General features: G+C 41.6%; 22 protein-coding genes. 10 read left to right on the forward strand and 12 right to left on the reverse strand.

All coding sequences use genetic code 11. The annotated features are described in order from the left end of the window. The first annotated feature begins 38 nt into the window (after positions 1–38). Both LP316_RS03340 and LP316_RS03345 read left to right on the forward strand, forming a co-directional pair. Positions 39–1,154: a WD40/YVTN/BNR-like repeat-containing protein gene (locus LP316_RS03340; protein ID WP_193022678.1), complete on the forward strand. Its 1,116-nt coding sequence runs from the start codon at positions 39–41 to the stop codon at positions 1,152–1,154. A 9-nt stretch (positions 1,155–1,163) separates the two neighbouring features. Next, complete coding sequence (locus LP316_RS03345; protein ID WP_193022679.1) at positions 1,164–3,497, forward strand: efflux RND transporter permease subunit; 2,334 nt, start codon at positions 1,164–1,166, stop codon at positions 3,495–3,497. Between the two features lie 77 nt (positions 3,498–3,574). Here the strand turns inward: LP316_RS03345 and LP316_RS03350 are convergent, their stop codons facing one another. Then, positions 3,575–4,348 carry a hypothetical protein gene (locus LP316_RS03350; protein ID WP_193022680.1) on the reverse strand — a complete coding sequence of 258 codons (774 nt, stop codon included), beginning with the start codon at positions 4,346–4,348 and terminating at the stop codon, positions 3,575–3,577. 134 nt (positions 4,349–4,482) lie between these two features. Continuing rightward, positions 4,483–5,463, reverse strand: a complete 981-nt coding sequence (locus LP316_RS03355; RefSeq protein WP_193022681.1) for a phosphotransferase — start codon at positions 5,461–5,463, stop codon at positions 4,483–4,485. Positions 5,464–5,686: 223 nt separating this feature from the next. On the opposite strand from LP316_RS03355, the gene LP316_RS03360 reads away from it, so the two are divergent. Beyond that, complete coding sequence (locus tag LP316_RS03360; protein ID WP_193022682.1) at positions 5,687–6,343, forward strand: LiaF domain-containing protein; 657 nt, start codon at positions 5,687–5,689, stop codon at positions 6,341–6,343. A 99-nt stretch (positions 6,344–6,442) separates the two neighbouring features. Here the strand turns inward: LP316_RS03360 and LP316_RS03365 are convergent, their stop codons facing one another. The 5 genes from LP316_RS03365 to LP316_RS03385 form a co-directional block, all read right to left on the reverse strand. After that, complete coding sequence (locus tag LP316_RS03365) at positions 6,443–7,072, reverse strand: TetR/AcrR family transcriptional regulator (RefSeq protein ID WP_193022683.1); 630 nt, start codon at positions 7,070–7,072, stop codon at positions 6,443–6,445. A gap of 141 nt (positions 7,073–7,213) precedes the next feature. Beyond that, positions 7,214–8,269, reverse strand: a complete 1,056-nt coding sequence (locus tag LP316_RS03370; protein WP_193022684.1) for a DUF2955 domain-containing protein — start codon at positions 8,267–8,269, stop codon at positions 7,214–7,216. After that, a complete protein-coding gene (locus tag LP316_RS03375) occupies positions 8,259–9,353 on the reverse strand; it encodes an HlyD family secretion protein (RefSeq protein WP_193022685.1) in 1,095 nt (364 codons plus the stop codon). Before LP316_RS03375 ends, LP316_RS03370 begins: the two co-directional genes overlap by 11 nt. Then, positions 9,353–10,438, reverse strand: coding sequence for an AI-2E family transporter (locus tag LP316_RS03380; protein WP_193022686.1), 1,086 nt, complete (start codon positions 10,436–10,438; stop codon positions 9,353–9,355). The genes LP316_RS03375 and LP316_RS03380 overlap by 1 nt, the downstream gene beginning before the upstream one ends. A 159-nt stretch (positions 10,439–10,597) precedes the next feature. Further along, positions 10,598–11,425 carry a choice-of-anchor H family protein gene (locus tag LP316_RS03385; RefSeq protein ID WP_226960793.1) on the reverse strand — a complete coding sequence of 276 codons (828 nt, stop codon included), beginning with the start codon at positions 11,423–11,425 and terminating at the stop codon, positions 10,598–10,600. A 226-nt stretch (positions 11,426–11,651) separates the two neighbouring features. On the opposite strand from LP316_RS03385, the gene LP316_RS03390 reads away from it, so the two are divergent. From LP316_RS03390 to LP316_RS03415, 6 genes are all read left to right on the forward strand, one after another. Continuing rightward, the gene (locus tag LP316_RS03390; RefSeq protein WP_226960794.1) at positions 11,652–11,909 is read left to right on the forward strand and encodes a PepSY domain-containing protein; all 258 of its coding nucleotides are present in this window, start codon (positions 11,652–11,654) and stop codon (positions 11,907–11,909) included. Positions 11,910–11,920: 11 nt separating this feature from the next. After that, positions 11,921–12,598 (forward strand): response regulator transcription factor, encoded by a 678-nt coding sequence (locus LP316_RS03395; protein ID WP_193022688.1) that lies wholly within the window; start codon positions 11,921–11,923, stop codon positions 12,596–12,598. Next, positions 12,588–13,925 carry an ATP-binding protein gene (locus LP316_RS03400; protein ID WP_193022689.1) on the forward strand — a complete coding sequence of 446 codons (1,338 nt, stop codon included), beginning with the start codon at positions 12,588–12,590 and terminating at the stop codon, positions 13,923–13,925. Before LP316_RS03395 ends, LP316_RS03400 begins: the two co-directional genes overlap by 11 nt. Positions 13,926–14,062: 137 nt before the next feature. After that, on the forward strand, positions 14,063–14,797 hold the full coding sequence (locus tag LP316_RS03405) for a hypothetical protein (RefSeq protein WP_193022690.1): 735 nt from the start codon (positions 14,063–14,065) through the stop codon (positions 14,795–14,797). A gap of 10 nt (positions 14,798–14,807) precedes the next feature. Then, positions 14,808–15,632 (forward strand): hypothetical protein, encoded by an 825-nt coding sequence (locus LP316_RS03410; protein WP_193022691.1) that lies wholly within the window; start codon positions 14,808–14,810, stop codon positions 15,630–15,632. Between the two features lie 334 nt (positions 15,633–15,966). Continuing rightward, the gene (locus LP316_RS03415) at positions 15,967–17,325 is read left to right on the forward strand and encodes a DUF3300 domain-containing protein (protein WP_193022692.1); all 1,359 of its coding nucleotides are present in this window, start codon (positions 15,967–15,969) and stop codon (positions 17,323–17,325) included. Between the two features lie 177 nt (positions 17,326–17,502). On the opposite strand, the gene glmS is transcribed toward LP316_RS03415, so the two are convergent. Together glmS and LP316_RS03425 are read right to left on the reverse strand one after the other, a co-directional pair. Then, positions 17,503–19,335, reverse strand: a complete 1,833-nt coding sequence (gene glmS / locus LP316_RS03420; protein WP_193022693.1) for a glutamine--fructose-6-phosphate transaminase (isomerizing) — start codon at positions 19,333–19,335, stop codon at positions 17,503–17,505. A 21-nt stretch (positions 19,336–19,356) separates the two neighbouring features. Further along, entirely contained in the window at positions 19,357–20,127 is a 771-nt protein-coding gene (locus LP316_RS03425) for a DeoR/GlpR family DNA-binding transcription regulator (RefSeq protein ID WP_193022694.1), read from the reverse strand. A 122-nt stretch (positions 20,128–20,249) separates the two neighbouring features. On the opposite strand from LP316_RS03425, the gene LP316_RS03430 reads away from it, so the two are divergent. Further along, a complete protein-coding gene (locus LP316_RS03430; protein ID WP_193022695.1) occupies positions 20,250–21,416 on the forward strand; it encodes a murein transglycosylase domain-containing protein in 1,167 nt (388 codons plus the stop codon). Positions 21,417–21,459: 43 nt separating this feature from the next. On the opposite strand, the gene glmU is transcribed toward LP316_RS03430, so the two are convergent. The 3 genes from glmU to atpD all read right to left on the reverse strand — a co-directional run bounded on the left by glmU (position 21,460) and on the right by atpD (position 24,854). Then, positions 21,460–22,830, reverse strand: a complete 1,371-nt coding sequence (glmU, locus tag LP316_RS03435; RefSeq protein ID WP_193022696.1) for a bifunctional UDP-N-acetylglucosamine diphosphorylase/glucosamine-1-phosphate N-acetyltransferase GlmU — start codon at positions 22,828–22,830, stop codon at positions 21,460–21,462. A gap of 184 nt (positions 22,831–23,014) precedes the next feature. Next, positions 23,015–23,437 (reverse strand): F0F1 ATP synthase subunit epsilon, encoded by a 423-nt coding sequence (locus LP316_RS03440; RefSeq protein WP_193022697.1) that lies wholly within the window; start codon positions 23,435–23,437, stop codon positions 23,015–23,017. 31 nt (positions 23,438–23,468) lie between these two features. Beyond that, entirely contained in the window at positions 23,469–24,854 is a 1,386-nt protein-coding gene (gene atpD, locus LP316_RS03445; protein WP_193022698.1) for a F0F1 ATP synthase subunit beta, read from the reverse strand. Positions 24,855–24,856: the final 2 nt, after the last annotated feature.

The raw sequence follows: 24,856 nt of genomic DNA on the forward strand, positions 1-24,856 counted from the left end.
ATAATGATCATCCCTTTAACTATTCCATCAAGATAATAATGAAGAAAAGATACCAAGGGTTGAAGTTGTTTTGCCTCATCGCTCTTCTACAAAGCAACTTGAGCCACGCGCAAATAGATTTATTAACGATGCCAAGTGTTAAAAGCCACTTGGTCACTAAGAGTGTTCTCACGTCTTTAGTCACCAACAATTCTCAGATAACCGCCGTTGGTGAACGTGGTCATATCATGCAATGGCAAGACCAACAAAACTGGCAACAAGAAATCGCCCCGGTAAGTGTGATGCTGACCTCGGTAACAACACTTTCTGATGGAAGCCAAATAGCCGTTGGGCACGATGCGGTCATTTTAAAGTCATCAAGCAATCATTCATGGAAAAAAGTATTTGATGGTTTCGAGTTAACAACATTAAAGCGCCAATTTTTAGAGCAACAACAACAGGCTATCACCGAGTTAATTGCAACGTCACAGGACGATGACGAAATAGAAGAACTCGAGTATCAACTAGAAGAAATCACTTTTTCACTTGATGATGCAATCGCTGAACAAGAAGCCGGCCCTAACAAACCACTGTTGTCGGTTACCGTTGCCGATAATGATGTACTATTTGCCCTTGGTGCCTACGGTACCTTATTAAAAAGTGATGACAAAGGTGAGCAATGGCAGCTTATTGAGGGCTTACTCGATAACCCCGACAAATTCCATTTAAACGATATTACCTACAGCAATGGTGTGCTAAACATTGTTGGTGAAAATGGCATTAGCTTTCGCTCAACAGACCAAGGTGCGAGCTGGGAGTTTATCGAATTACCGTACACCGGCAGTATGTTTGGTATTGTAAGCCATGCTAAACAGCAAAGTTTTGTCAGTCACGGGTTGCAAGGTAATGTCCTCATTTCCAATGATTTAGGTAATAGCTGGCAATCAGTGGATATGCCTCACACCACCAGTTTGTTGGGCGGTACTATGACGGCAACAGGCGACGTTTATTTAGTTGGTCACGGCGGATTAATTACCCACTTTAATATCAACACACCTAATGATGTCAGTGTGATTAAACATCCATCTGGCTCGGCATTTTCTGATGTCTTAATTGACGATAACCGACTCATTCTCGTAGGCCAATTTGGCTTAGCCGAATGGCAATTAAAGTAGGAAGTGACCATGTCTAATCAGCCATCTAAATTAGAACAATTTATTGAGCAATTTGTCTTTAGCCATCGTGCCTTAATGCTTGCGATAATCGTGAGTGTCTGCGGGTTTCTAACCTACCAAGCGAGTTTTATTAAGCCCGAAGCAAGCTTCACCAAAATGGTACCGGGCAAGCATGAATTCATCGAAAATTACCTTGATTACCGCAAAGAGCTTGCCGATTTAGGCAATGTAGTAAGGATTGTCGTCGAGAATAAAAACGGCGATATTTTTGATGCTAATTTCCAAGAAGTATTAAAAAAAGCGACGGATGAAGTTTTCTTTATTCCCGGTGTCAACCGCAACTCACTCAAGTCGCTTTGGACGCCTAATGTGCGTTGGTCAGAAGTAACCGAAGAAGGTTTTGTTGGCGGTGCAGTTATTCCCGATGGCTATGATGGCTCAGCGGAAATGATCGAACAAATTAAAGCCAATGTGTTTAAATCTGGCCAAGTCGGTATTTTAGTTGCTAATAACTTTAAATCGGCGATTATCTTAGCGCCATTGCAAGATGTAAACCCGGAAACCGGTTTAGCGCTTGATTATCGCGAGTTGTCTACGCAACTCGAAGAGCGCGTGAGAAACCAATTTGTCAATGACGATATCGATATCAAAATCGTTGGTTTTGCTAAAGTTGTTGGCGACCTCATTGAGGGCGCGCTAAAGGTCATCGCCTTTTTTGGCTTAGCCGTACTGATCACTTTTGCGCTATTGTATGCGTACTCACGTTGTATTAAGAGTACTATTGCCGTGCTATCATTCTCTATACTCGCGGTATTTTGTCAGCTGGGCATACTCAACTTACTCGGCTATGGCATTAACCCGTACTCAATGCTAGTTCCGTTTTTGGTATTTGCTATTGGCGTGAGTCACGGCGTTCAAATCATCAACTCGATTATCAATCACGTTGCCACCGGCGCGGAAAAGCTTGAAGCCGCAAAACTTGCCTTTAGATCGCTCTATTTAGCGGGGATCACAGCACTGGTTAGTGACGCTATAGGCTTTACGACATTAATGGTGATTGATATTGGGGTAATTCGCGAATTGGCGATTGCCGCAAGTATTGGTGTTGCGGTAATTATCGTGACTAATTTGATTGCATTGCCAATCGTCATGTCATATGTCGGCGTATCCAAATCTGGCGTTGAATACGCTCGCCAATCTCACCATAAAATCAGTATTGTCGAGCGCTTATTCGCCGGTTTTGCGCAAGCCAAACAAGCCAAAATAGCACTGGTTGTTGCCGCTATATTTCTCGCTCTGGGTCTGTACTTCTCGCAATTTATGAAGATCGGTGATTTAGATGCCGGTGCACCTGAATTACGCCCAGACTCACGCTACAACTTAGATAATGCCTTTATCGTTGATAACTACTCAACGAGTACAGACGTATTTGTTGTGATGGCCAAAACAGCGCCAGATCAGTGTATTGCTCATCAAAACTTGGTGTGGATTGATCAATTCCAATGGCACCTGAAGAACGTTAAAGGCGTACAAGACGTAAAATCGATTGCTGATATTTCTAAATTTGGTGTCTTTGGTATGAATGAAGGGGCGCTCAAGTGGTACTCACTTAATCGCAACCAATTTGTCACCAATGCCTCGCTTGCCAAAGTACCGCCGGGCTTGATCAACCAAGACTGCTCGATGGCTCCGGTATTAGTGTTTTTGAATGATCACAAGGCCGAGACGCTAGAGCGGGTTGTCGCCAATGTTCGTGAGTTTAATCAGCTTAACTCGCCTGACACGGTAGAATTTTTAATGGCTGCAGGTAATGCTGGCATTGAAGCGGCTACCAATTCAGTGATTGAACAAGCGCAAACTGAAATGCTGATCTGGGTTTACTCCGTTGTAATTGCCCTGTGTTTACTGACCTTTAGATCAATCAAAACGGTCACGGCTATCATTATTCCACTTATTTTGACCTCGATTATGAGCCAGGGCTTGATGGCAATTTTAGGTATTGGTGTAAAAGTGGCAACACTTCCTGTTATTGCTCTTGGTGTTGGTATAGGTGTCGATTACGGTATTTATATTTTCTCAAAGGTAAAAGAAGCGTTATCTATGGGTAAGTCGTTACACCTAACTTACTTATACGCCTTAAACCAAACTGGTAAAGCCGTAGCATTTACCGGTATGACGCTGGCCATTTCAGTGGCTACTTGGGTATTTTCGCCAATCAAGTTCCAAGCTGATATGGGCATACTGCTCACCTTTATGTTTATTTGGAACATGCTCGGCGCACTGATCTTAATTCCAGCTATCGCTTGGTTATTAGGCATCGGCAAAGAGAACGAGCAAAAATAAAAGCTCCCCAGCACTGGAGTACGAGTAAGCATGATAAAGGGCGTGCTTACTCACCTGTACTCCAGTGCTGACTTCTTCTACTTCCTATCAAATGACTTGCGTTTGTGGCCGTGCCACCGATTAACACCCAACAGTAAAGCTACCGCCATTAACAACTGGCTAGAGGGCTCAGGCACCGGCATCGCTGCAGCTTTTTTGTCACCACTGAGCATTAATTGATCGAAAGCGAAATCTTCGTCGCCAGCATCAAAATTGGCAAAACTTACTTGGATATCTAATACGCTACCTAAAGCAACTTGTCGACTAAACAAGGCAAACGTATCGGTGATCAATTGTCCCTCGCCAATACCATCAAAATCGTTGTCTACACGGGCGTGATTATTGGTACCACCGGCACTGCGTACTGAAAACAGCGGTAGATAGCCAGATTTATCCACCTGTGTCGCAATGGTAAAAGCAGTAGTCGCATCAATATCTTCGTTACCGTCACTGGCGTCATCTTCGGCAATAAACCAAGTAAGTGATAAGTTTTGCCAAGCACTGATATCGATATTTTGCCACTCGAGTGTGACTTCGTCTTGCGCGTTGGCCAAGGCGCTATCGGTATCTTGAACACCGTAAAAACCAGCGCCCTGATGATTTTGGTACGCTATTCCAGTAGGCAGGTTTACTGAGTTAAGTCGGCCATAGTAATCATTATTTGCCAGATCGAGCAGCGCATCACTGCTTGAACTTTGGTAGGTTGTAATATCATCCTCAAAATCTTCAAGTAAGATGATATCTGCAGTGGCATTGGCTTGAATCAACAGGTACGCGGCCGCCATGCCGCTATATAGTTTGGCTAGTCTCATATCGTTATTCCTTAACGAGGGTTAAAAATTCCTTTTTTGAAAAAGTAGTCAAGGAATTGAGCCCTGTAAAGTGATCAACGACATTTATTTAACCGGAACTCGGGATAAGAAGTAAGTTACATTCGATTTTTCTATTAACACTTGGCAAGCTCCAGTAAGCACAATTGAGTTTGCTGTTTCATAAATTCGCTAATTTTTGCGCTTTGGCTATTCCATCCCACTAAAAACCGATAAAAGTCAGCCCAAGCAAAAGGATATAAATAGTTAAGTTCTTGACTAACCTCAGTAAAATCGAGCGGTATTTGATACTGCTCAAACGCCGCCGCCAAATAAGATAGATAGCGCATTAGTACCTCTTGCCCCATGTCAAAAAGCTGATCGCCTGACAAACAACCTGAGGCTAAATAAGCAATATCTTTTACTGGGCTGCCGTAACCAACATACTGAAAATCGACTGCCGCAACATCGCTTTGCTGATGATGAAAACAGAAATTCGCAAACTTAGCATCACCGTGTATTAACGTTTTAAAGCGTGCGCTCGCCAAACGCTGGTCGATAGCTTTGGCTTTTTGTTTTAATTCGCTTTCAGGCATATTCTGCCATTCACTTTGCCTAGTCGATAAGTGCCAATAACTACCTGTTGGCCATAGATCTTGGCTTTGGATGCGCCAAGATTGAGCGTGAAATTGTGCTAACCAGCGCAATGCTAAATCGAGTGCTTTACCTTGCTGGTGTTCTATTCGGACATCAAAGCCCAACTCATCAAGATCTTCAAGTACCAACAACATATGCTCATCAAAGTGGTGTAAGGCAAGTAATTTCGGTACTTTGCATTGCTCATTGAGGATTGGTGAGACTTGCTGATAAAAAGCACTTTCCACTTGATAAGACTTTAATTTGCGCTCATGGCCAACGTCACTATGCCAACCTCTTGGATGATCGACTACTTGCGGTGGTGCCACTACTTTAACCACGTAACAGCACTGATAACGTTCACTAAACAAGCGAATAATTTGTCCGTAACCACTCCACAGCGATTGGAGTGACTCGCTCATTATTAAGGTATTGTCGTCTAATAAACGGCGTAAACAGCTGAGTAATTTATTGAGATCCATAACCAGGTATTTTTAATTAAAGCTAAGTAAAAGACTAGTGATATTGACCAATTGATGGCGTAAAAATTACCATAAATTAACAAAATTCATCACATCCACTAACACTAAAACAGCTTAAGAAGCTGAAATATAATGATTTTTATTTTCTGGTTTGTAAATTGCTTTATCTTGTTCTAGGTTATTCGACTCAACGCAATACGGATTTATAAAACAGGAACCCCCCATGACGAGCGTAAAATTAGAAGACAGACCGATAGACCAAGTTCGCGAAGAAGTTATCGATAAACTCATTTACAACTACAGTCGAGGGGTTATTTCCGCAGAAGCTTTTGAGCGCAGATTGGATCAAGCCATGGCGAGTGAAGTACACCAAGAAATCGTCGACCTAGCTAAAGACCTCCCGATGCAAACTGACTCCTCATTTAAGCAGCAAAAAGATGCTAGCTTTAGTGTTAATTACTCTCACCAAGGCGGCGCAGATACCTTAAAACTCAAAACCATCCTCAGCCACAATGAACGCAGTGGTCGCTGGCAAGTCCCCCAAGAAATTAACAGTATGAATATTCTCGGCTCGTCAGTGCTTGATTTTTCTGATGCTGAATTTACTTATCAAAACGTAACCGTCTATCTCGACTGTATTCTTGGCTCTAGCGTCATTTATATTCCCGAAGGTGTTAATGTCGTATGTGAAGCATTTTGCTTTATGGGTAGTATCGAAAATAACGCACCGTCAATTGCAACTCGACAATCGCCAACCATTACGCTTAAAGGTAATATGTGGTTAGGCTCTGTCGAAATAAAAATTAGACGAACAATTAAAGAAAAATTTGTCAGCTTTGCCAATGAACTCAAAGCGATGTTTGATCCCAAAACCTACTGATATTGAACCCGCGAATATGGCCAATAGTTTATTTATGGTACTTGAATTTCGCCCAATACATGATTGACCAATACTCGACTCAAAATTAGCAACGAATAACTATGGCTTTTGCAAATAAGCAACTAGCATTTTTGGTAGCGATTGTGCGAATTGTTCTGCTGTCTGTTCACAGGCAATTGCAGGCGTTAAAGTTGGATACAACACTTTTTCCAATAGCGTATTGACCATGATAAACACCACCATATTTGCCGCTTGATTCGCATCTTCAACCTGAATTTCATCACTAAAGTTGAGCATAATATTGGCAAGTCGTTGGTAAATTTGCCTGCGATCAACACTTTTATCAGACGCTAATATTTGGCTGTGTAATCTTGAGTTTAGATGCAGGGTTCTAAAAACGCTTTTTTTTCCTTCTAAAAACGCTAAGGTTGCCAGTGATAGCTGCTTTATCGCTTGGTTTAACGTTTGATAGCTTTGACTTTCTAGACTGGTGACCCAAAGATCTAAATCACGACCAAAATCTTGGTAAAGCAAAGGTAATAATGACTCTTTGTCTTTAAAACGACGGTAAAAAGTACCTACCGACACTCCAGCATGCTCGGCCAACTCTTTAATTGAGATATGTTCAAAAAATTTTTCTTCTAAACAGTGATGAAGGGCATCTAGTAGCTTGCGTTGCGTTTTTTGGCTACGCAATTGTTTTGGCTCGATTACACTATACTCTGACATTCTAGTTACAAAATATTAACAAACAATAAAAAAGCTAAATAATGCTTGTTTTATTAGCAAACGGCAAGCGTAAAATCAGCTAATAACTGCCAGTATGTCTTCACAACAAAGTTCTACCAAGGATAAACAATGCGAGTACTATCAAGTAGCAGACGCTTTTATTTTTTGCTGTAATTGCGCCTTGTCAAACCCGAGTAGTAAGACGGCTACATTAGATGAAAATAACACGTACAAACAAGCCAGTGCTATTTGTAATATCCTTGAGGCAAAAGTAGAAGACGCGCCGCCATCAGCTAATGTTGAGCTACCTAAAATAACCACCACGGTCGTGATCGCAATAGCAAACAGCGGTGCCACTTTTCTCGATGAAAAAATAACGAAAGACAGTAATAACGCCATAACACCATAAAGCAAGACCATAAAGCCATAGTCGGTGACGGCAATTAACAGCGCAAACATCAAGAGTGCAATAACGCCTCCCAGAATATTGCCAACTAACAAAGCAACACTGCCTTTAGTGCCCAATATAGTTTGAGGCTTTTGCGCTAATATCATGATAAACGTTAAGATCAGTGCTCCGCCGGTCATATCGAACAAAAAGAAAAAGATAAATGCTGGCAATGCGACCAATGTGGTTAAACCAGCAAGGTAGTAATTATCTGCCACTGAACGGTTAGCAGAGACCTCCTGCTCAGCACTCATACTCTGCTCACGGTTAATCGGAAAAAGGCTGAAGGTAGCTAAGGTGACGATAATTGCGATGAAACACGAATATCCAAATCCAAGCGTAAATTGTGTTGCTGCCTCTGCGTGAACTTTTGCCAGCAATGGGATGACGGCAATGCTAATGAACAGCAAGGTGACAACAAATTCATTGCCACCACTGTTGCCCCAATAGGCTAGCCAAAAAATTAATAGCCCAGCTAGTATAAAAAACGCAAAAGGATACGGTAAAACAAATTTGCTGTATTGTAGTCCGACAAAAAACGCACCGAGTACCACAACGAAAACTCCCGCTAAGGCTTTGGTGGGTAGGGTAGCTGTATCGCCACACAAAAACTTACACACCAACAGTGGCATAAAATAAGCAAGAGGCCAATTAAAGGCAAAAGCAATCGCTACCGATAACGTTAAACCAAAAGCGAGGCGATACTGGCGTATGGTCCGATAATCTGCGTTTTTTAAACTAATAAACATAGGATAAGTAACTAGTTAACCAACTCCACAATTTCCCTAAGCTATTGAGAATAAAACTATCTCCGGTGTAAGTGATCACATCAGCTTGACCACCTTCTCGCAAGTAATGTTGCGCATCGGCTAAATCAGTAAACTTGATAATCACTGTAAAACGCTGAGGATCTCTCATCCAGCCTTTGGGCTTTTGTGGAATAGGCAAGGCACCGGGGGTGTTTTTATCAAAGCTAACACCGTAGCCAACACTCACTATCTCACCGTTAAAACGCACGCCAGGACGCGCATCTAATAAGATTTGAACAGGATTACCTTTAGCGATATTACCCAAATTATTCTCTTTGTAAGCCGCTTCAATCCAAGCGTATTCATTGCTAATAAAAGTTAAAATGGTTGCGCCCTTGTTAGCGTAATAGCCCTCATCAATTTTTACATAAGAGACAAAACCATTGCCTGGCGCTCGAACCACCGTGCGTTCGATATTGAGTGTTGCTTCGGCAACTTTGGTCAATGCACTTTGAATTTTTGCGTTTTTACTGCCAGCTTCACCCATAACTTGCTGTGCCTGAATATACGATTGTTCAGCGCTTAGTACCTCTTGCTTAGCCTTTTCAACCATGCCTTTGTTTCTATCGACTTCTGACAGCGTGACAATACCTTCATCTTTCAAGGCAAAAATGCGATTAGCATTGGCTTCTTTCGTCACCAAATCGGCTTTGGCTTTCTCGAGTCGCGCTTTCGCCGCGCCAACAGCAGCGGTATTAGCGCCAAGCTCCTGGCCCGCTAGCTCAAGCTGGCTATTAGCTTGCTCTAGTGCTAATTGGTAATCTGAGCTATCGATTTCAAACAAGATATCACCTTGCTTAACGACTTGATCACCAGCAACATGCATCTTAGTGATAACACCTGATACCTGCGGCACGATTGGTACAACAAAGCCTCGTACCCGTGCTTGATCTGTGATTGGCGTGTGTCTATCGGCAACCAACGCCCACGTAAAATAAGCTAATGCTATAACAACTAAGATTTTAGTCAGCTTTACCGCTGAAGCGTTATTACTTGGTTCAACCTGAGATTCTTTTACTGACATTACGCATCCTTCTCTTGATCAATATTGAGCCAATCGATCATCAATTCATAACTCAACGCTAAAATAACCGCGCCGACAAATAAGCCAATAATACCGTGCAGCAGCATACCGCCAATGGCACCGAGCAAAATAACCGGCATTGGAATATCCATTCCTCTACCGAGAAACATAGGCTTTAGAAAAGCGTCACTAATACTGATAACAACCGAATAGATGAGAAATAACACCGCAGGTGTAGTATCTGCTACAGAAAAATAGTAACCGGCAAGAGGTAACATAATAATCAGCACAGGTAGTTGAGCAATGGCAAAAATAAGAACAACCAAAGCAAGAATACCCGCTGCAGGAATCCCCGCTACAACCATACCTAAACCTAATAGAATGGCTTGAATTAACGCGATCCCTAGCACCCCTGTAGCCACACTTCGCACCGTTGCCACAATTGTCTGTTTGGTTCTCTCGCCTTTGCTAGCTGAGCTACCTGAGTTATCTGACATCATGCGATTCAAAAACTTGCTCGAAGCATTACTTATTGATTGGCTATTAGTCATAAAAACTGCGGCAATAATTAATGAAACAATTAACATTAACATGGTGCCTAACGTGCCAGCGGCAGCGCCAACAATACGCTTTAAGCCTTCGCTAATCTCAGGTTTATACTCTTGAATAAAGACTTGGGTATGTTGTTCTGCATCGCGCCATAATTGATAGATTTTTTCACCAATTAGCGGCCATGACTTAACATTTTCATTCGCCGAAGGGATAGTTAATTGACCGCTATTAGCTTTTTGATAAACCTCGTGCACGGAATCAAACGTGGAATTGCCAAAGAGTATGAGTGGCACCACTAAGATGCTGATCAAAACTAACACAACAATACTTGAACTCAATCCTTGTTTAGACAACTTACTGGTTAATTTTTGCTGAAGAGGATACAGTGCAACCGCTAAAATTCCCGCCCAAACAAGCAACAAAATAAACGGGCTAACAATTGAAAAACTCCATGCTAACAACGCGATGATTACTGCTAGCTTTAACACGATATCTATGGTTAACCGAGTAACCTTGGCATCTAACTCTGACATGTAAATTCCTTGAACTTTTTTTGTTACTATAAAGTTAACACCAAAGATAGACAATACCTGATTGGCAAAGCGCCCTAATCTTCACCATATCGCAGTAGCCGCTGTACAATTATCAACCAAAACCTTGTTTGAGACATGATTTTAGCCATAAAAATCAAACTAGCCTTTAGCCCTAACAACTTTGACTAAGCCTAGCCATAATAACGCCAAAACCATCACTAAACTCATAGAGCCGCCATGGCCGTGACTATGGCTGTCATAGTGCTCTTCATAATAATCATAATTGACACTTTCTAACGGTAAGGCATATAAACCATTAACATCGTAACCGCTTAATGTCGCCACAACATCTGGGTAGCCAACTTCATATAAATCAATCAAAACGTCGTAATGGTCGGTTACATAGCCATCGAGTAAGGTGGTAACTACTTCGTATTCGTCATCACTGCTTTCGCCATAAATTAAGAAGTTGTCAGTAGAGAAGTAGTGTACCCAAGGGCCACCATTGCGGCTGAGATATAAATCGGCATAAACTTCCACAACTTCCTGCGCAGAGGCACTCATTACATCCGCATCAAAAACCACCGAAAACGTGCGATAAAAGCCATCGTAATCAATATCTTCTTCTAGGTAGCTATAGGCATCAAAAATAGTAAAGCTATGGTAATAACCGCTGCGCACACTTGCTTGGTTCAACACCTTACTTTTTAACAATATTGGTTTTTGCTCAATCATTTGAGTACGCGTCTTACCGCTTGCTAAATTGACATTGTTAAGTTTTGCTTGAGTAAGCTTTTCGCGTTTAATGTCATCACTAAAATCACGCTTTAGCCCGCCAACGGTCACCGCGAAAACAGGCTCTGTGGCTACTTGCTCATTAGCTGTAGCAAATGGTGTCATGACAACACAGGCAAGCAATGCTAAATGAAATAAAGAACTTAAAACCGCCTCTAGCAATAACGGTTTGGTTTGGCTTGTATCTTTCATAATGGTCTTCCTATTGCGGTTATCAATCTTGTTGGTAACCATTAAAAACCACTAAAACTGAACACAAGCTGAACGTTGATAGATTTTTATTTTGAAATAAGGGAGTCAACTTTGTTCAGCTTACGTTCAGCTTTTGTTGTGTAGATTGAGCGCGAATAATCATTTATTTACCCGATCCAATAATTTAAACTGATTAGCGATGCCCTGTAGGAGTGCGCTTTTAACTATGAAATTTTTGCTACCACTATTGATGACGTTAAGTTTATTTATTAGCTCGCATAGCTTGGCTAATGATAAACCTGTGGTAAAAAACGCCAATCAAGCAGCACAATTAGTAAAGAGCCGTCACGGTGGTAAGGTCCTCAAAGTTAACAGCTCAAGAGGTAAGGGCAACACTGTCTATAAAGTTAAGTTGATCAAGCAAAATGGCAAGGTGGTAACCTTCACTGTTTATGCTAATACAGGTCGGGTAGTAGAGCATTAAGGATAAAGTCAATGCGCTTATTACTGATTGAAGACGATCCCCAACTACAAGCGAACTTGGCCGCGCAATTAACGCAAGAAAAGTACTCAGTCGATATTGCAAGCGACGGCGAAGACGGTTTATTTCAAGCAACTGAGCACAATTATGACGCCGCCATTATCGATGTAGGTTTACCCAAATTAGACGGCATCAGCGTGATCAAGGCGATTCGTGCCAAGCAGATTGCTTTTCCTATTTTAGTGCTTACCGCTCGCGATCATTGGCAAGACAAAGTCAGTGGCTTAGAAGCTGGCGCTGATGATTACCTAACTAAACCCTTTCATCCCGAAGAGTTATCAGCACGGCTAAATGCCTTGATCAGACGCTCAGTAGGCAATGCTAGCCCAATTATTGAAAATGGTCCATTAAAGCTCAATACAGCTAGCCAGCAAGTATTTATCAATAATACCGTAGTGAATTTAAGTGGTTCGGAGTACAAGCTCATTGAGTATTTTATGCACCATATCGACGAAGTTTTATCGAAAACGACGCTTACCGAACACATTTACGATCAAGACTTTGATTTAGACTCAAACGTTATCGAAGTGTTTATCAGGCGACTGCGCAAAAAACTCGACCCCGACAACACCTTAAAAATCATTGAAACGCATCGCGGTCAAGGTTATCGCCTAAAACGCTATGAAAGCTAACTCAATTCGCACAAGGTTAATCGCTAGCGCGGTGCTGATCATCATCATCACGTTACCCATTGTCGGTTTTGCCCTCAACCAAGCATTTGAGAGCAAACTAAAACATGCGCTACAACAAGAGTTAAGTGCCTATGTTTATAGCATTCTCGCCGTTGCCGATGTCACCGATCAACAATTGTTTATGCCTGAACAACTATTGGAAAATCAATTTAACGTCAGCCAATCAGGGCTTTATGCGCTAATTTCACGAAACCAATCAAATACAATACAAGAAACACTCTGGCGAAGTGAGTCATTACTTACATTACAAACACCAGATAACCTAGAACATCCAGTATTAGGTGAACACGCCTTTTACACTGTCGATTTGGCACAACAACCGCACGCAATTTATAGTTTTAGCGTTAGCTTTGTCGACCAATATGACGAATTTCCTTTTACAGTTCACATTATTAAAGATTTAACAACGTTTAACGCGGTTATCAAAGAGTTTAGGCGGGAGCTTTGGCTGTGGCTGTTAGTGTTGATGGTGTTTTTCATGATAGTACAAGTGACCTGGCTAATGTGGTCACTAAAACCACTCAACACATTGAAAAGTGAGTTAAACGCGATTGAAAATGGCGACGCTTTGAGTATTAATGCAAATTACCCACAAGAATTAGCGCAAGTTACCGGACAGCTCAATCAACTACTTAATACCGAGCAATCACAGCGAACTCGTTATCGAAACTCGCTTTCCGATCTGGCGCATAGCCTAAAAGCGCCTCTAGCGGTATTGCAAAGCCAAACTGATTTAGACGACAGCTCTCGAGTGCAGTTACAAACGCTTAATCAGATGATCGAGCATCAATTAAAACGCGCTCAAGCCGCCGGCGAGTCGTCATGGCACTTAGGTATATCGATTATTCCTGTGGTTGAAAAACTGGTTAACACCATGACTAAATTATACCCGAGTATTGAAGTGGAGTTAGCTGTATTAGTATCAAAAGAGCAAAAGTTTCGAGGTGATGAAGTTGATTTAATGGAGATGATTGGCAACTTGTTAGATAACGCCTGCAAAGCGGCGAAATCAAAAGTTTTGGTTACTATTAGCCAGAAAAGCCAAGCGCTTACCTGTTGCGTTGAAGATGATGGTACAGGTATCTCTCAATCGACAAAACAGCTTATTCTACAGCGTGGTACTCGCACCGATACTTATGCTCAAGGCCACGGTATAGGCCTTGCCATTGTCAGAGACTTGCTCACTAGTTATCAAGGCGAATTGCGTATCGAACAGTCAGAAAGCTTAGGTGGCGCAAGTTTTTGCTTAGTATTTCCTACTAAATAACCTGAGTTAAGGTTAAATAGTTCCATATGGCACGAGGACGTTATCGCTGTATTGCATTAGAATGGAAACAGCTCTATAGTGAAGTTGCTAATTTTTAGCAAGGAATAGTAACGGATTACAACGAAAGGAATTATGTAATGAAATCAATATTAAAATGGCTAACTTTAGCCTTTCTCACCTCAATATCTTTGTCTTCTACTTCAGAAGAGGTTATAACAATTTACGGTTCCGATTTGAGCTTCGCCCCCAGTGAATGGACTGTTGTTTGTTCTGGTATCGGATGCAAAAATTCGGCCGATAACGTTCAAAATGCGATTGTAAATATGCTTAGAAACGCCGCAGATGAATATGTTGAAGAAGAAGAAATAAGAGACAGTTTTTGTAGTGCATTAAGAGCAACAAAACCTTCTCACTGTGAAGGTATGTTTGGAAGCTCTATGACTTGGCCGTATTTGACCGACAGTAGTGCATTTTGGAATATCCCTTCTGCGACAAATGGCTGTGGCACTGGTGGTATAATTGAGACTGCCATCAACGCTTTTCTAAAAGGAAGGAATGGATACACTGGTGATCCGGATCAGCCACTAGATGGCTATTCTTTTGAGTCTGCATGTAACAACCATGATATTTGCTATAACGGAGGTAGTGGCCAAATGGGGTGTGATATGGCGTTCTATGACTCGATGTTAGATGTTTGCAAAGGAGATTATCAGTGTAATACATATGCTAAAGGATATAGTGCGGCCGTAGAAATGGTTGGCGATGATGCTTACGATAAAGCTACGCTAACACAAGCCTGTAGAGAGTATAAAAATGATTTGAAAAATAATGCTTGTGATAAAGCCATTAGCGGTGGAATGGGATCAACCTAGAGGCAGCTTGATGAATTTCAGTAAAATAATTGTCATTGCCATAGTTTTAGGCACAATCTTATTTGTCGTAATCAATGGTTCCGAAAACGCAGAGGTTTCTGTAGATGTCAATGACTCCAACAAAACGCCCGAACAAAAATTTAAATACATTGACAGTAATAACGATAATGTTGAGGCTACTACAGCTAGTGATATTTTTACGCTTTCGGATTATTTGGAGGACTTCAGTTATACTGACAGAGCGCTTTATGAACAGATGAATGCTCGATTATTCGGGGTTCTTAACTTTAAAACCATGGCTGAGTATGAGGTGCTTAAGAGTAATGGTTTTCCATCTATTGATGATTTTCAATATGTAGATAATTACAACTCTCAGGAATTATCTAATCAATTGTATGATGAAGTAAACAATTATCCTGATTTCTCTGGAGGAGACGGACTGAGTTATCAAGCTTTAAGTACATTGAATTTACTTCAATCGCTTGCTGACTTGGAAGAAACGATTCGGTACTACGTTCCTGAGTATCAGCAAGGTGATATTTTTCCTCGAGGTAGTAGCTGGCCCGATGGTGTAAGACCTGAGCAGGTGACAGATCAATTGACTAAAATTGTGTCATCATATTCTGTTGTTATGGATGCTTCAGCTTTCGAACTGCTTGCTCAGGCAAGATATCAACAATTTGCTTTTAACTCTAGGGATAATAATGCACAGAGAGTAGTTGAAAAACTTGCTCAGGCAAACAAGTTGTTAAAGGGAAATGTGAACCTTGAGAACTATGTAAAAGCTAATTATGCTGACAAGATTGATTACTTTTACGAAATATCAAATAAGTAAGTTAACATCAATTAGTTGGTAGAAAAAAGTAATACTTTAATGCCGTTCAATTAATGTTGAGCGGCTTTTTTATGGCGCAACTACCAAACGCGTTATAATGCTTAGCAAGATATCCTGAACTACACCACTAAGTGGTACAACAGTCACCGCTTTCACTCATATTGGGGATATCAAAGCCAAAATAATTATGAAATTCTAGGTGGTAAATTAGAAATGGTTGCATAACTTAACTGGAGTGACTGAATTTGGTTGACCACGTCAATCACTAACGTTCAGCTTACGTTCAGTTTCACCTAAGTAAAGTAATACTATCTTTTGATAAAAGGATAGAACCATGAAAAAGCTGATCCCTTTGTTAGTTGCCTCCATAATGGCAATATCACTAGTTTTTACGATCCCGTCATACGCATCAAATATCGACGAGCAAACTAAAACTGAAGTACCAACAAAACCGCTAGAACAAGGTGAAATTGCTCAAGTATTAGCGCCAATAGCCTTATATCCAGACAGTTTACTCACTCACATCTTAATTGCCTCTACGTACCCGATAGAGGTGATTGAAGCACAGCGCTGGGCAGAAAAAAATCCCGATATCAACCATGACGAAATTGAGCAACAAGTGGCCACTTTTAATTGGGATCCTAGTGTTGTTGCCTTAATTGCATTTCCAACTATTTTGGAAAAAATGAGCACACAGTTGAGCTGGACCCAACAACTGGGCGATGCTTTCTTACAAGATGAAGAGCAGGTTTTAGCGACTATCCAAACATTGCGAGCGCAAGCTCAACAAGCGGGTAATCTCGATAAGATGGAGAATGTAAAAGTCATCAAGGAAAAAGAAACCATTATTATTGAGCCTGCCGAAAAAGAAGTGGTTTATGTACCCTATTACGATACCAGAGTCGTTTATGGTGGATGGCACTGGACACACTATCCACCGGTTTATTGGCACTATCCACCACATTACGCGGTTTATCACCACCACAGTCCTTTTTACTGGCATAGCGGTGTTCACATTAGCTTTAATTTCTTTTTTAGTAGTTTTCATTGGCACAATCATCATGTGGTTATCTCGCATCACCATCACAGACCACCACACCATAGACCGCACCCCGGTTATAAAAGAAGCGTGTCTCACGGTGGTTATGCCAATGCTACACGCTGGCAGCACAACCCAACGCATCGCCGCGGTGTAGCGTATCAAAGCACAACACTATCGCGTAAATACCACAGTTCAAGACCAAGCAGGGACTACAGTAAAACAGTGCGGATACAAGAAAAACAGTTCACCAACCGAAACGCTGCTACCACTACAACAACAGCGGTCACACGTCATCAAAAGCTCAATCAAAAAATGACGAAAACGACTCATGTGACTAACGAAGCACGTAACAAGCGGCCACAACACAGTACCAAGCCAGCGAATAGGCATAGCGTTAAATCAGAGAAAGAACGCGTCAGTCCGAGTAAACCGCAGCAAAAAGCAACACATGAAAGAGAGCAGTATGTAAAGCAACCTAAAAGCAGTAATAACGACTATCACAAAAATAAAAGTAACAAGCAACCGGCCAAAAGCGCGCCGCGTAAAAGTGGTAATAACTACAGTGCCCAACAACACAAGCGTTATGCTTCGGCAAACGCTAGTAAACACGCACCAAGCTCAAAAGGGGGGAGCCGCCGTCACCATCAATAAAACTATCGACTAAAAAAGCGGTATTGGTGGCGGCCGCTTTCATTTAACGATAGAAATTTGGATTAGGCTTAATCTTAATTATATAGCTGTTAGCCGGGATACTATTTTACGTGTGTAATAAAAAAGGCAACCAACAGGTTGCCTTTAAAGAACTTAAGTGTTTTAAAAATCAATAACTTACTCAACAGTAACTGATTTTGCTAAGTTGCGAGGTTGGTCAACATCAGTGCCTTTAATTATAGCGACATAGTAAGACAACAACTGTAACGGTAGCGTGTACACAATTGGCGCAATTAAATCGTCACAGTGAGGAACGTTTATTACTTTCATGGTTTCATCACTTTCAAATTTTGCGTCATTATCAGCAAAGACATACATTAAACCACCGCGAGCACGCACTTCTTCAACGTTTGATTTTAACTTCTCAATTAAATCGTTTTTCGGTGCAACAACGATAACCGGCATTTCTGCATCAATTAACGCTAGAGGGCCGTGTTTTAATTCACCCGCAGCATAGGCTTCAGCGTGAATGTATGAAATTTCTTTAAGCTTTAACGCACCTTCCATCGCAATTGGGTATTGATCACCGCGACCTAAGAATAGCGAGTGATGCTTATCAGCAAAGTCTTCCGCTAAATCTTCAATTGAGTCTGCTAGCGCTAAGACTTCTTCTACTTTGTTTGGCAAAGTCACTAATGCACTGGCCATTGCTTTTTGATCGTCAACACTCATACCGTGATGCTTACCAAGTGCTAATGTCATCATCATTAAGCCAACCAACTGGGTTGTAAATGCTTTAGTTGAAGCAACACCAATTTCAGCACCGGCTTTGGTCATAAACGCTAAGTCAGACTCACGCACTAAGCTTGAACCCGGTACGTTACAAATCGTTAAGCTTGAACGGTAACCTAATTCTTTTGCTAAACGAAGTGCTGCCAAGGTATCTGCGGTTTCACCTGATTGTGAAATAGTGACGATCATGGCATTTTTTGGCACATGTGATTTGCGGTATCTAAACTCACTCGCTATTTCGATATTACACGATACGCCTGCGTGTGCTTCTAACCAGTAACGTGCAACCATACCTGAGTGATATGATGTACCACAGGCAATAATTTGAACGTGTTCGATCTCTTTGAAAATTTCATCAGCGCCAGTACCGAATGTTTGCGTATCTAATAAACCATTATCGAAACGATTTTCTAGCGTGTTGCGAATAGCCGTTGGTTGCTCGTAGATTTCTTTAAGCATGTAGTGACGGTATTCACCTTTGTCACCCGCATCGTGGCTAACTTCTGATTCTTTAGCTTCACGAACTACCGGCTGACCTTCACTATCAAAAATATTCACTTCAAAACGAGTAACTTCAGCAACATCACCTTCTTCAAGGAAACAGAACTTACGTGTAACAGGTAATAGCGCCATCATGTCTGACGCGATAAAGTTTTCACCTAAACCAAAGCCAATAACAAGTGGGCTACCTGAACGAGCAACGACAACGCGATCTTTGTCATTAGTATCCATGATGGTAGTACCGTAAGCTCCTTCTAGTTGCTTAACTGTACTTTGAACAGCAGCTAATAATGTATCGTGGCTTTTCAACTCGTGGTGAACTAAGTGTGCAATGACTTCAGTATCCGTCTCTGAGGTAAATACGTAACCTAAGCCTTGTAATTGCGCGCGAAGTTCTTCGTGGTTTTCAATAATACCATTGTGAACAACGGCGATATTATCTGACGAGATATGTGGGTGTGCATTCGCTTCACTTGGTACGCCATGTGTTGCCCAACGCGTATGCGCAATACCAGTACCACCTGATAATGGCGCTTCTGCCAACGCATCAGCCAATTCCTGTACTTTACCCAAACGACGAGCTCGGTTTAATTGGTTGTTTGAATCGATAATTGCAACGCCAGCACTATCGTAACCACGATATTCTAATCGTTTTAAACCTTCTACTAAGATATCAGCTACATCACGCTGTGCTACTGCACCAACAATGCCACACATACTATCATCCTTATTTACTTTTTATTGTTTGAGCGGAGCAATAACTACGTTAACACCGCGCTCGATTAATTGTTTTTTTACCGACTGAGCTAATAGCTCATCGGTGATCAATGTATCTACCTGTTGCCAAGTTAACTCTAAATTGGGGATTTTTCGACCAATTTTTTCTGATTCAACAACAACTATGACTTCTCTTGCAACATCAGCCATCACTCTGCTTAGACCAATAAGTTCATTAAACGTAGTGGTACCGCGCTCAACATCTATACCATCAGCACCGATAAATAACTGATCAAAATCATAGGAGCGTAAAACTTGCTCTGCTATTTGCCCTTGAAACGACTCAGACGTTGGATCCCAAGTACCGCCGGTCATCAAAATTGTTGGCTCATTCTCTAATTCATGTAGCCTGCTCGCTATTTTCATCGAATTAGTCATTACCACTAAGCCGCGTTTATCAGTTAAATGTTCAATGATGGTTGATGTTGTTCGACCACTATCAATAACGATACGATAATGATCTTTTATTAAACTTGCCGCTTTTTTTGCGATAGCTAGCTTTCGAACCGAAACTTTAGACTCTTTAGCTTCGGTTATTTCTTGTGGCAGCGGCACCGCGCCACCGTAACGACGTAATAGTAAACCACTTTTTTCTAGCGCAGCTAGATCTTTTCTGATCGTAACTTCTGAAATATCAAAACGCTTAGCTAATGCCTCTACACTGACCTCACCGACAGAGTTAACCTCAGTAATAATAATATGACGGCGCTGTTGTGTGTTTCGTTTTGACATATTTTCTTTCGTTAAGTTTCATAACGAAACTTATTATAGTGATAAATATAAATCGGTCAACTTTTACCCCGTTTTATCATGCAATCAGTTAAACTGATAAAAATTACTGCTGATGTTTTGGTATGAAATTACGTTTTTTATTCATTGCTTTGATTGCCCTAACGGCTTGTAAATCGACCCCTAACCTCTCATCAATCAAAAGTGCCCAAGAGTTAATAAAACAAATAGAAGCCGATGACAAAAATGTGATTGCAATCGCTGATAAAGCAATTAAAACCAAAGCATTAGCTGAGCAAGACTTGCAAGATATCTCACGACTTATCGATGAACTTAGGCAACATATTGAACAAGTTTGGGGTAAGAAAAATACTGAGTTGCCCAGCAACAAGCGCTATGTTAAATACACTAATGATTACAAAGCTCGAGCTATTGTTGACTTTGCCAAAGGCCAAGTAACCGTTGAAACGCTGCTTAGTAATAACAAACAACAAGCATTAGACAATTTGTATCAAGCCATTGTGATTACGCTGCTTACACCTGAAGATCCGCGAGAAAATGATATTTTCAGCAGTAAAAAGCCTACCTTAAATGGCACACCATTTCTTTATGGTCAGGTACTGGATCAGGAAAATAAGCCAATTCAATATCAATGGCGAGCAGGGCGGTTTGCCACGCATTTAGTCAATACAGCACTTAAACAAATGCGCATAGATTCTCATGAACTATTACAAGTAAAATTTGATTTAATTGAGGCTCACCAACACTTACGCCAGCAAAAGTACAGCCAACATGTGCTCGCAGCGGCAAAGCGCTACCAAATTAAGCCAGAGCTGATTTACGGCATTATTGAAACAGAAAGTAGTTTTAACCCATATGCCGTCAGCCATGCCAACGCTTATGGTTTGATGCAAGTGGTGCCCAATACTGCTGGCGCTGATGTCTACCAAAAAGTAAAAAACACAACCGGTAAACCGACAAAACAGCAGTTATTTAATCCTGCATTTAATATCGATATTGGCACGGCTTATTTGCATTTATTACAAAACAATTATTTAAATGGTGTCAATAATAGCACTAGTCAGCACTATGCGATGATATCAGCCTATAACGGCGGTACGGGGAATGTCCTTAAAAGCTTTCATCGGGATCGAAAAACCGCTGTTAAAGTGATCAACGCGCAACAACCAAAAAACGTGTATTACGTTCTGACTAAAAAGCACCCCAGAGCTGAATCTAGGCGATATCTAGAGAAAGTTACCAAAGCAGAGAAGGGATATACAGATAAGTAAACCTAAAAGGGGTCAGCGTCATTTGACTCTAACCCCCAACCTATTATTTCTTAGTTGGTCTTGGCCAATCAGCGATGTTGCGCTGTTTTCCACGTGCAACCGCAAGCGCTTTGTACTCAACTTCTTTGACGATAACAGAGCCTGCGCCTGTTGTCGCATAATCACCAATGGTAACCGGTGCGACTAATGAGGCATTTGAACCGATAAAGGCGTGTTCACCGATAATAGTTTTTGATTTGTTTACGCCATCGTAGTTACAAGTAATAGTACCCGCACCAATATTCGCCTTAGCACCAACTTCTGCGTCTCCTAAGTAGGTTAAATGGCCTGCTTTTGCACCTTCGCCCAATACTGACTTTTTCATTTCTACAAAATTACCAATATGAGCATCACGTTTTAACTCTGAACCAGGGCGAATACGAGCAAATGGACCAGCAGAGGCTATTTCACCAATGATGGCATCTTCGATCATGGTATTAGGTTTAATCTCAGCGCCTGCGCCAATCTTACAGTTTTTCAAAATACAGTTAGCGCCAATAGTGACATTATCAGCAATGTCAACTTTGCCTTCGAAAATACAGTTAATATCAATTACTACCTCTTGACCAACGGTAACGTCACCGCGAATATCAATGCGGTTAGGATCACGTAGGCTAGCACCTGCAATCATTAACTCTTCAGCTTGGCGTAACTGATAAGCGCGCTCTAATTGAGCAAGTTGAACACGGTTGTTCGCGCCTTCTACTTCAATTTCACTGTCTGGATGAGCTGTTGCAATGACCTTACCTTCGTTGTGACAAGCAGCAATGATATCCGTTAAGTAGTACTCTCCTTGAGCATTATCATTAGATAAGTTACTTAACCAGCGTTTTAAATCGCCACCGTTCGCTAACAAAATACCGGTATTACATTCATTAATCGCTAATTGCTCTGGTGATGCATCTTTTTGCTCTACAATACCGATGACCGTGTTATTGTTTCTAATAATACGACCGTACCCAGTAGGGTTTGCTAACTTAACCGTAAGTAACGCCATACCGCTCTCTGGTTTAGCAGCAATGAGTTTTTCAAGGGTTGATACTTTAGTTAGCGGCACATCACCATAAAGCACCAAAACGTCTTCATCATCCTTTAAGTACGGAGAAGCCATATCTACAGCATGACCGGTACCCAATTGTTCGGCTTGCTCGACAAAGGTTAAATCATCAGCTGTTTCGTCTTTTGTAAGCGTTGCTTTTAAAACATCACCACCAAAACCATAAACAAGATAAATATTTTCGGCATTGACTTGGCGAGCCGCGTCAATCACATGACCAACCATAGGCTTGTGAGCAACAGGATGTAAAACTTTAGGTAAGCTTGAACGCATGCGCGTGCCTTTGCCGGCCGCTAAAATAACAACAGATAAACTCATTACTATTCCATTAATTTAATTCATTCACGCTATTGTATCGGCAAGTAATGGCAATTGAAATAAGTAAAAAAGTGGGGGGGTCAGAGTTAAATGACTCTGACCCCAAATTTTAGGCATAAAAAACGAGCCTGCACAATGTGGAGACTCGTTTTTGATTCACTAAAACTAGTGTTTGATATAGCTTTTAGATTTTCTTTTTAGCCGCTTGAATTGCACGTAATTGCGCAACTGCGCGCGCTAATTCAGAAGCTGCTTCTGCGTAATCAACATCGCCACCTTGATCATTCAAGTGCTCTTCAGCACGGCGTTTAGCTGCTTGCGCTTCTTGTTCATCTAAGTCTGCAACACGTGTTGCTACATCAGCTAACACAGTTACATTGTTTGGTTGAACTTCTAACATGCCACCAGATAAGTAAAGAACTTCCTCTTCACCACCTTTTTTGACAATGCGAGCCATACCAGGTTTTAGTGAGGTCAGCAAAGGTGCGTGGCCAGGCATAACACCTAACTCACCTTCGCTACCAGTGATCTGTAATGATTCAATGCTACCAGAGAATAACGCTTCTTCAGCACTTACTACATTCAGATTTACAGTCATTGCTGCCATTGTGACCTCCTAATTGCTCCGAAAAGCTAAATTACATTGATTTAGCTTTTTCAACAGCTTCTTCGATTGAACCAACCATGTAGAACGCTTGCTCTGGTAAGTCATCATATTCGCCAGCAAGAATACCTTTAAAGCCACTGATGGTGTCTTTAAGCGATACATACTTACCTGGAGAACCAGTGAATACTTCAGCAACGAAGAATGGTTGTGATAAGAAACGTTGAATCTTACGAGCACGGTCTACGGTACGCTTATCTTCTTCAGATAATTCGTCCATACCTAAGATAGCAATGATATCTTTAAGCTCTTTGTAACGTTGTAACGTTGTTTGAACGCCACGTGCTACGTCATAGTGCTCGTTACCAACTACTAGTGGATCTAATTGACGCGATGAAGAGTCAAGTGGATCGATAGCAGGGTAGATACCTTGTGCTGCGATATCACGGCTAAGTACAACTGTCGCATCTAAGTGAGCGAAGGTAGTTGCAGGGCTCGGGTCAGTCAAGTCATCCGCTGGTACGTATACCGCTTGGATTGAAGTGATTGAGCCTTTCTTAGTTGAAGTGATACGCTCTTGAAGTACACCCATCTCTTCTGCAAGAGTTGGCTGGTAACCTACCGCTGAAGGCATACGACCTAATAGTGCAGATACCTCTGTACCAGCAAGTGTGTAACGGTAAATGTTATCAACGAAGAAAAGTACGTCACGACCTTCGTCACGGAACTTCTCAGCCATTGTTAAGCCAGTCATCGCAACACGTAAACGGTTACCCGGTGGCTCATTCATTTGACCGTATACAAGCGATACTTTATCAAGTACGTTTGAATCGTTCATTTCATGGTAGAAATCGTTACCCTCACGAGTACGCTCACCAACACCTGCGAATACTGAATAACCGCTGTGCTCGATTGCGATGTTACGGATAAGTTCCATCATGTTTACGGTTTTACCAACACCAGCACCACCGAATAAACCAACTTTACCACCCTTAGCGAATGGACATACTAAGTCGATTACCTTGATACCAGTCTCTAACAATTCGTTAGCTGCCGCTTGCTCTTCGTAAGAAGGAGCTTCACGGTGGATAGACCATCTTTCTTCTTCACCGATTGGGCCAGCTTCATCGATTGGCTCACCCAATACGTTCATAATACGACCCAAAGTTGCAGTACCAACTGGAACTTGGATGTTATTACCTGTATTTACTACGTTCAGACCACGACGCAAACCGTCAGATGAACCCATAGCGATTGAACGTACTACGCCACCGCCTAATTGCTGTTGTACTTCTAGTACTAAGCCTGAAAGGTCACCTTCAGTTACATTTAATGCGTCATATACCTGAGGTACAGCATCTTGTGGGAATTCTACATCCACAACTGCGCCAATGATTTGGACGACTTTACCTGTACTCATGT

It is taken from the genome of Thalassotalea sp. LPB0316 (genome assembly GCF_014898095.1).
In the GTDB taxonomy this organism is placed as follows: Bacteria; Pseudomonadota; Gammaproteobacteria; order Enterobacterales; family Alteromonadaceae; genus Thalassotalea_G.

What these genes read in the sequence shown, in the direction of transcription:
- glmU (WP_193022696.1), bottom strand. Translation starts at nt 22,830, where the DNA reads ATGAGTTTATCTGTTGTTATTTTAGCGGCCGGCAAAGGCACGCGCATG.
- LP316_RS03370 (WP_193022684.1), bottom strand. Translation starts at nt 8,269, where the DNA reads ATGTTTATTAGTTTAAAAAACGCAGATTATCGGACCATACGCCAGTAT.
- LP316_RS03405 (WP_193022690.1), top strand. Translation starts at nt 14,063, where the DNA reads ATGAAATCAATATTAAAATGGCTAACTTTAGCCTTTCTCACCTCAATA.
- atpD (WP_193022698.1), bottom strand. Translation starts at nt 24,854, where the DNA reads ATGAGTACAGGTAAAGTCGTCCAAATCATTGGCGCAGTTGTGGATGTA.
- LP316_RS03385 (WP_226960793.1), bottom strand. Translation starts at nt 11,425, where the DNA reads ATGAAAGATACAAGCCAAACCAAACCGTTATTGCTAGAGGCGGTTTTA.
- LP316_RS03410 (WP_193022691.1), top strand. Translation starts at nt 14,808, where the DNA reads ATGAATTTCAGTAAAATAATTGTCATTGCCATAGTTTTAGGCACAATC.
- LP316_RS03395 (WP_193022688.1), top strand. Translation starts at nt 11,921, where the DNA reads ATGCGCTTATTACTGATTGAAGACGATCCCCAACTACAAGCGAACTTG.
- LP316_RS03360 (WP_193022682.1), top strand. Translation starts at nt 5,687, where the DNA reads ATGACGAGCGTAAAATTAGAAGACAGACCGATAGACCAAGTTCGCGAA.
- LP316_RS03345 (WP_193022679.1), top strand. Translation starts at nt 1,164, where the DNA reads ATGTCTAATCAGCCATCTAAATTAGAACAATTTATTGAGCAATTTGTC.
- LP316_RS03400 (WP_193022689.1), top strand. Translation starts at nt 12,588, where the DNA reads ATGAAAGCTAACTCAATTCGCACAAGGTTAATCGCTAGCGCGGTGCTG.
- LP316_RS03440 (WP_193022697.1), bottom strand. Translation starts at nt 23,437, where the DNA reads ATGGCAGCAATGACTGTAAATCTGAATGTAGTAAGTGCTGAAGAAGCG.
- LP316_RS03365 (WP_193022683.1), bottom strand. Translation starts at nt 7,072, where the DNA reads ATGTCAGAGTATAGTGTAATCGAGCCAAAACAATTGCGTAGCCAAAAA.
- LP316_RS03425 (WP_193022694.1), bottom strand. Translation starts at nt 20,127, where the DNA reads ATGTCAAAACGAAACACACAACAGCGCCGTCATATTATTATTACTGAG.
- LP316_RS03350 (WP_193022680.1), bottom strand. Translation starts at nt 4,348, where the DNA reads ATGAGACTAGCCAAACTATATAGCGGCATGGCGGCCGCGTACCTGTTG.
- LP316_RS03380 (WP_193022686.1), bottom strand. Translation starts at nt 10,438, where the DNA reads ATGTCAGAGTTAGATGCCAAGGTTACTCGGTTAACCATAGATATCGTG.
- LP316_RS03415 (WP_193022692.1), top strand. Translation starts at nt 15,967, where the DNA reads ATGAAAAAGCTGATCCCTTTGTTAGTTGCCTCCATAATGGCAATATCA.
- LP316_RS03375 (WP_193022685.1), bottom strand. Translation starts at nt 9,353, where the DNA reads ATGTCAGTAAAAGAATCTCAGGTTGAACCAAGTAATAACGCTTCAGCG.
- glmS (WP_193022693.1), bottom strand. Translation starts at nt 19,335, where the DNA reads ATGTGTGGCATTGTTGGTGCAGTAGCACAGCGTGATGTAGCTGATATC.
- LP316_RS03355 (WP_193022681.1), bottom strand. Translation starts at nt 5,463, where the DNA reads ATGGATCTCAATAAATTACTCAGCTGTTTACGCCGTTTATTAGACGAC.
- LP316_RS03390 (WP_226960794.1), top strand. Translation starts at nt 11,652, where the DNA reads ATGAAATTTTTGCTACCACTATTGATGACGTTAAGTTTATTTATTAGC.
- LP316_RS03340 (WP_193022678.1), top strand. Translation starts at nt 39, where the DNA reads ATGAAGAAAAGATACCAAGGGTTGAAGTTGTTTTGCCTCATCGCTCTT.
- LP316_RS03430 (WP_193022695.1), top strand. Translation starts at nt 20,250, where the DNA reads ATGAAATTACGTTTTTTATTCATTGCTTTGATTGCCCTAACGGCTTGT.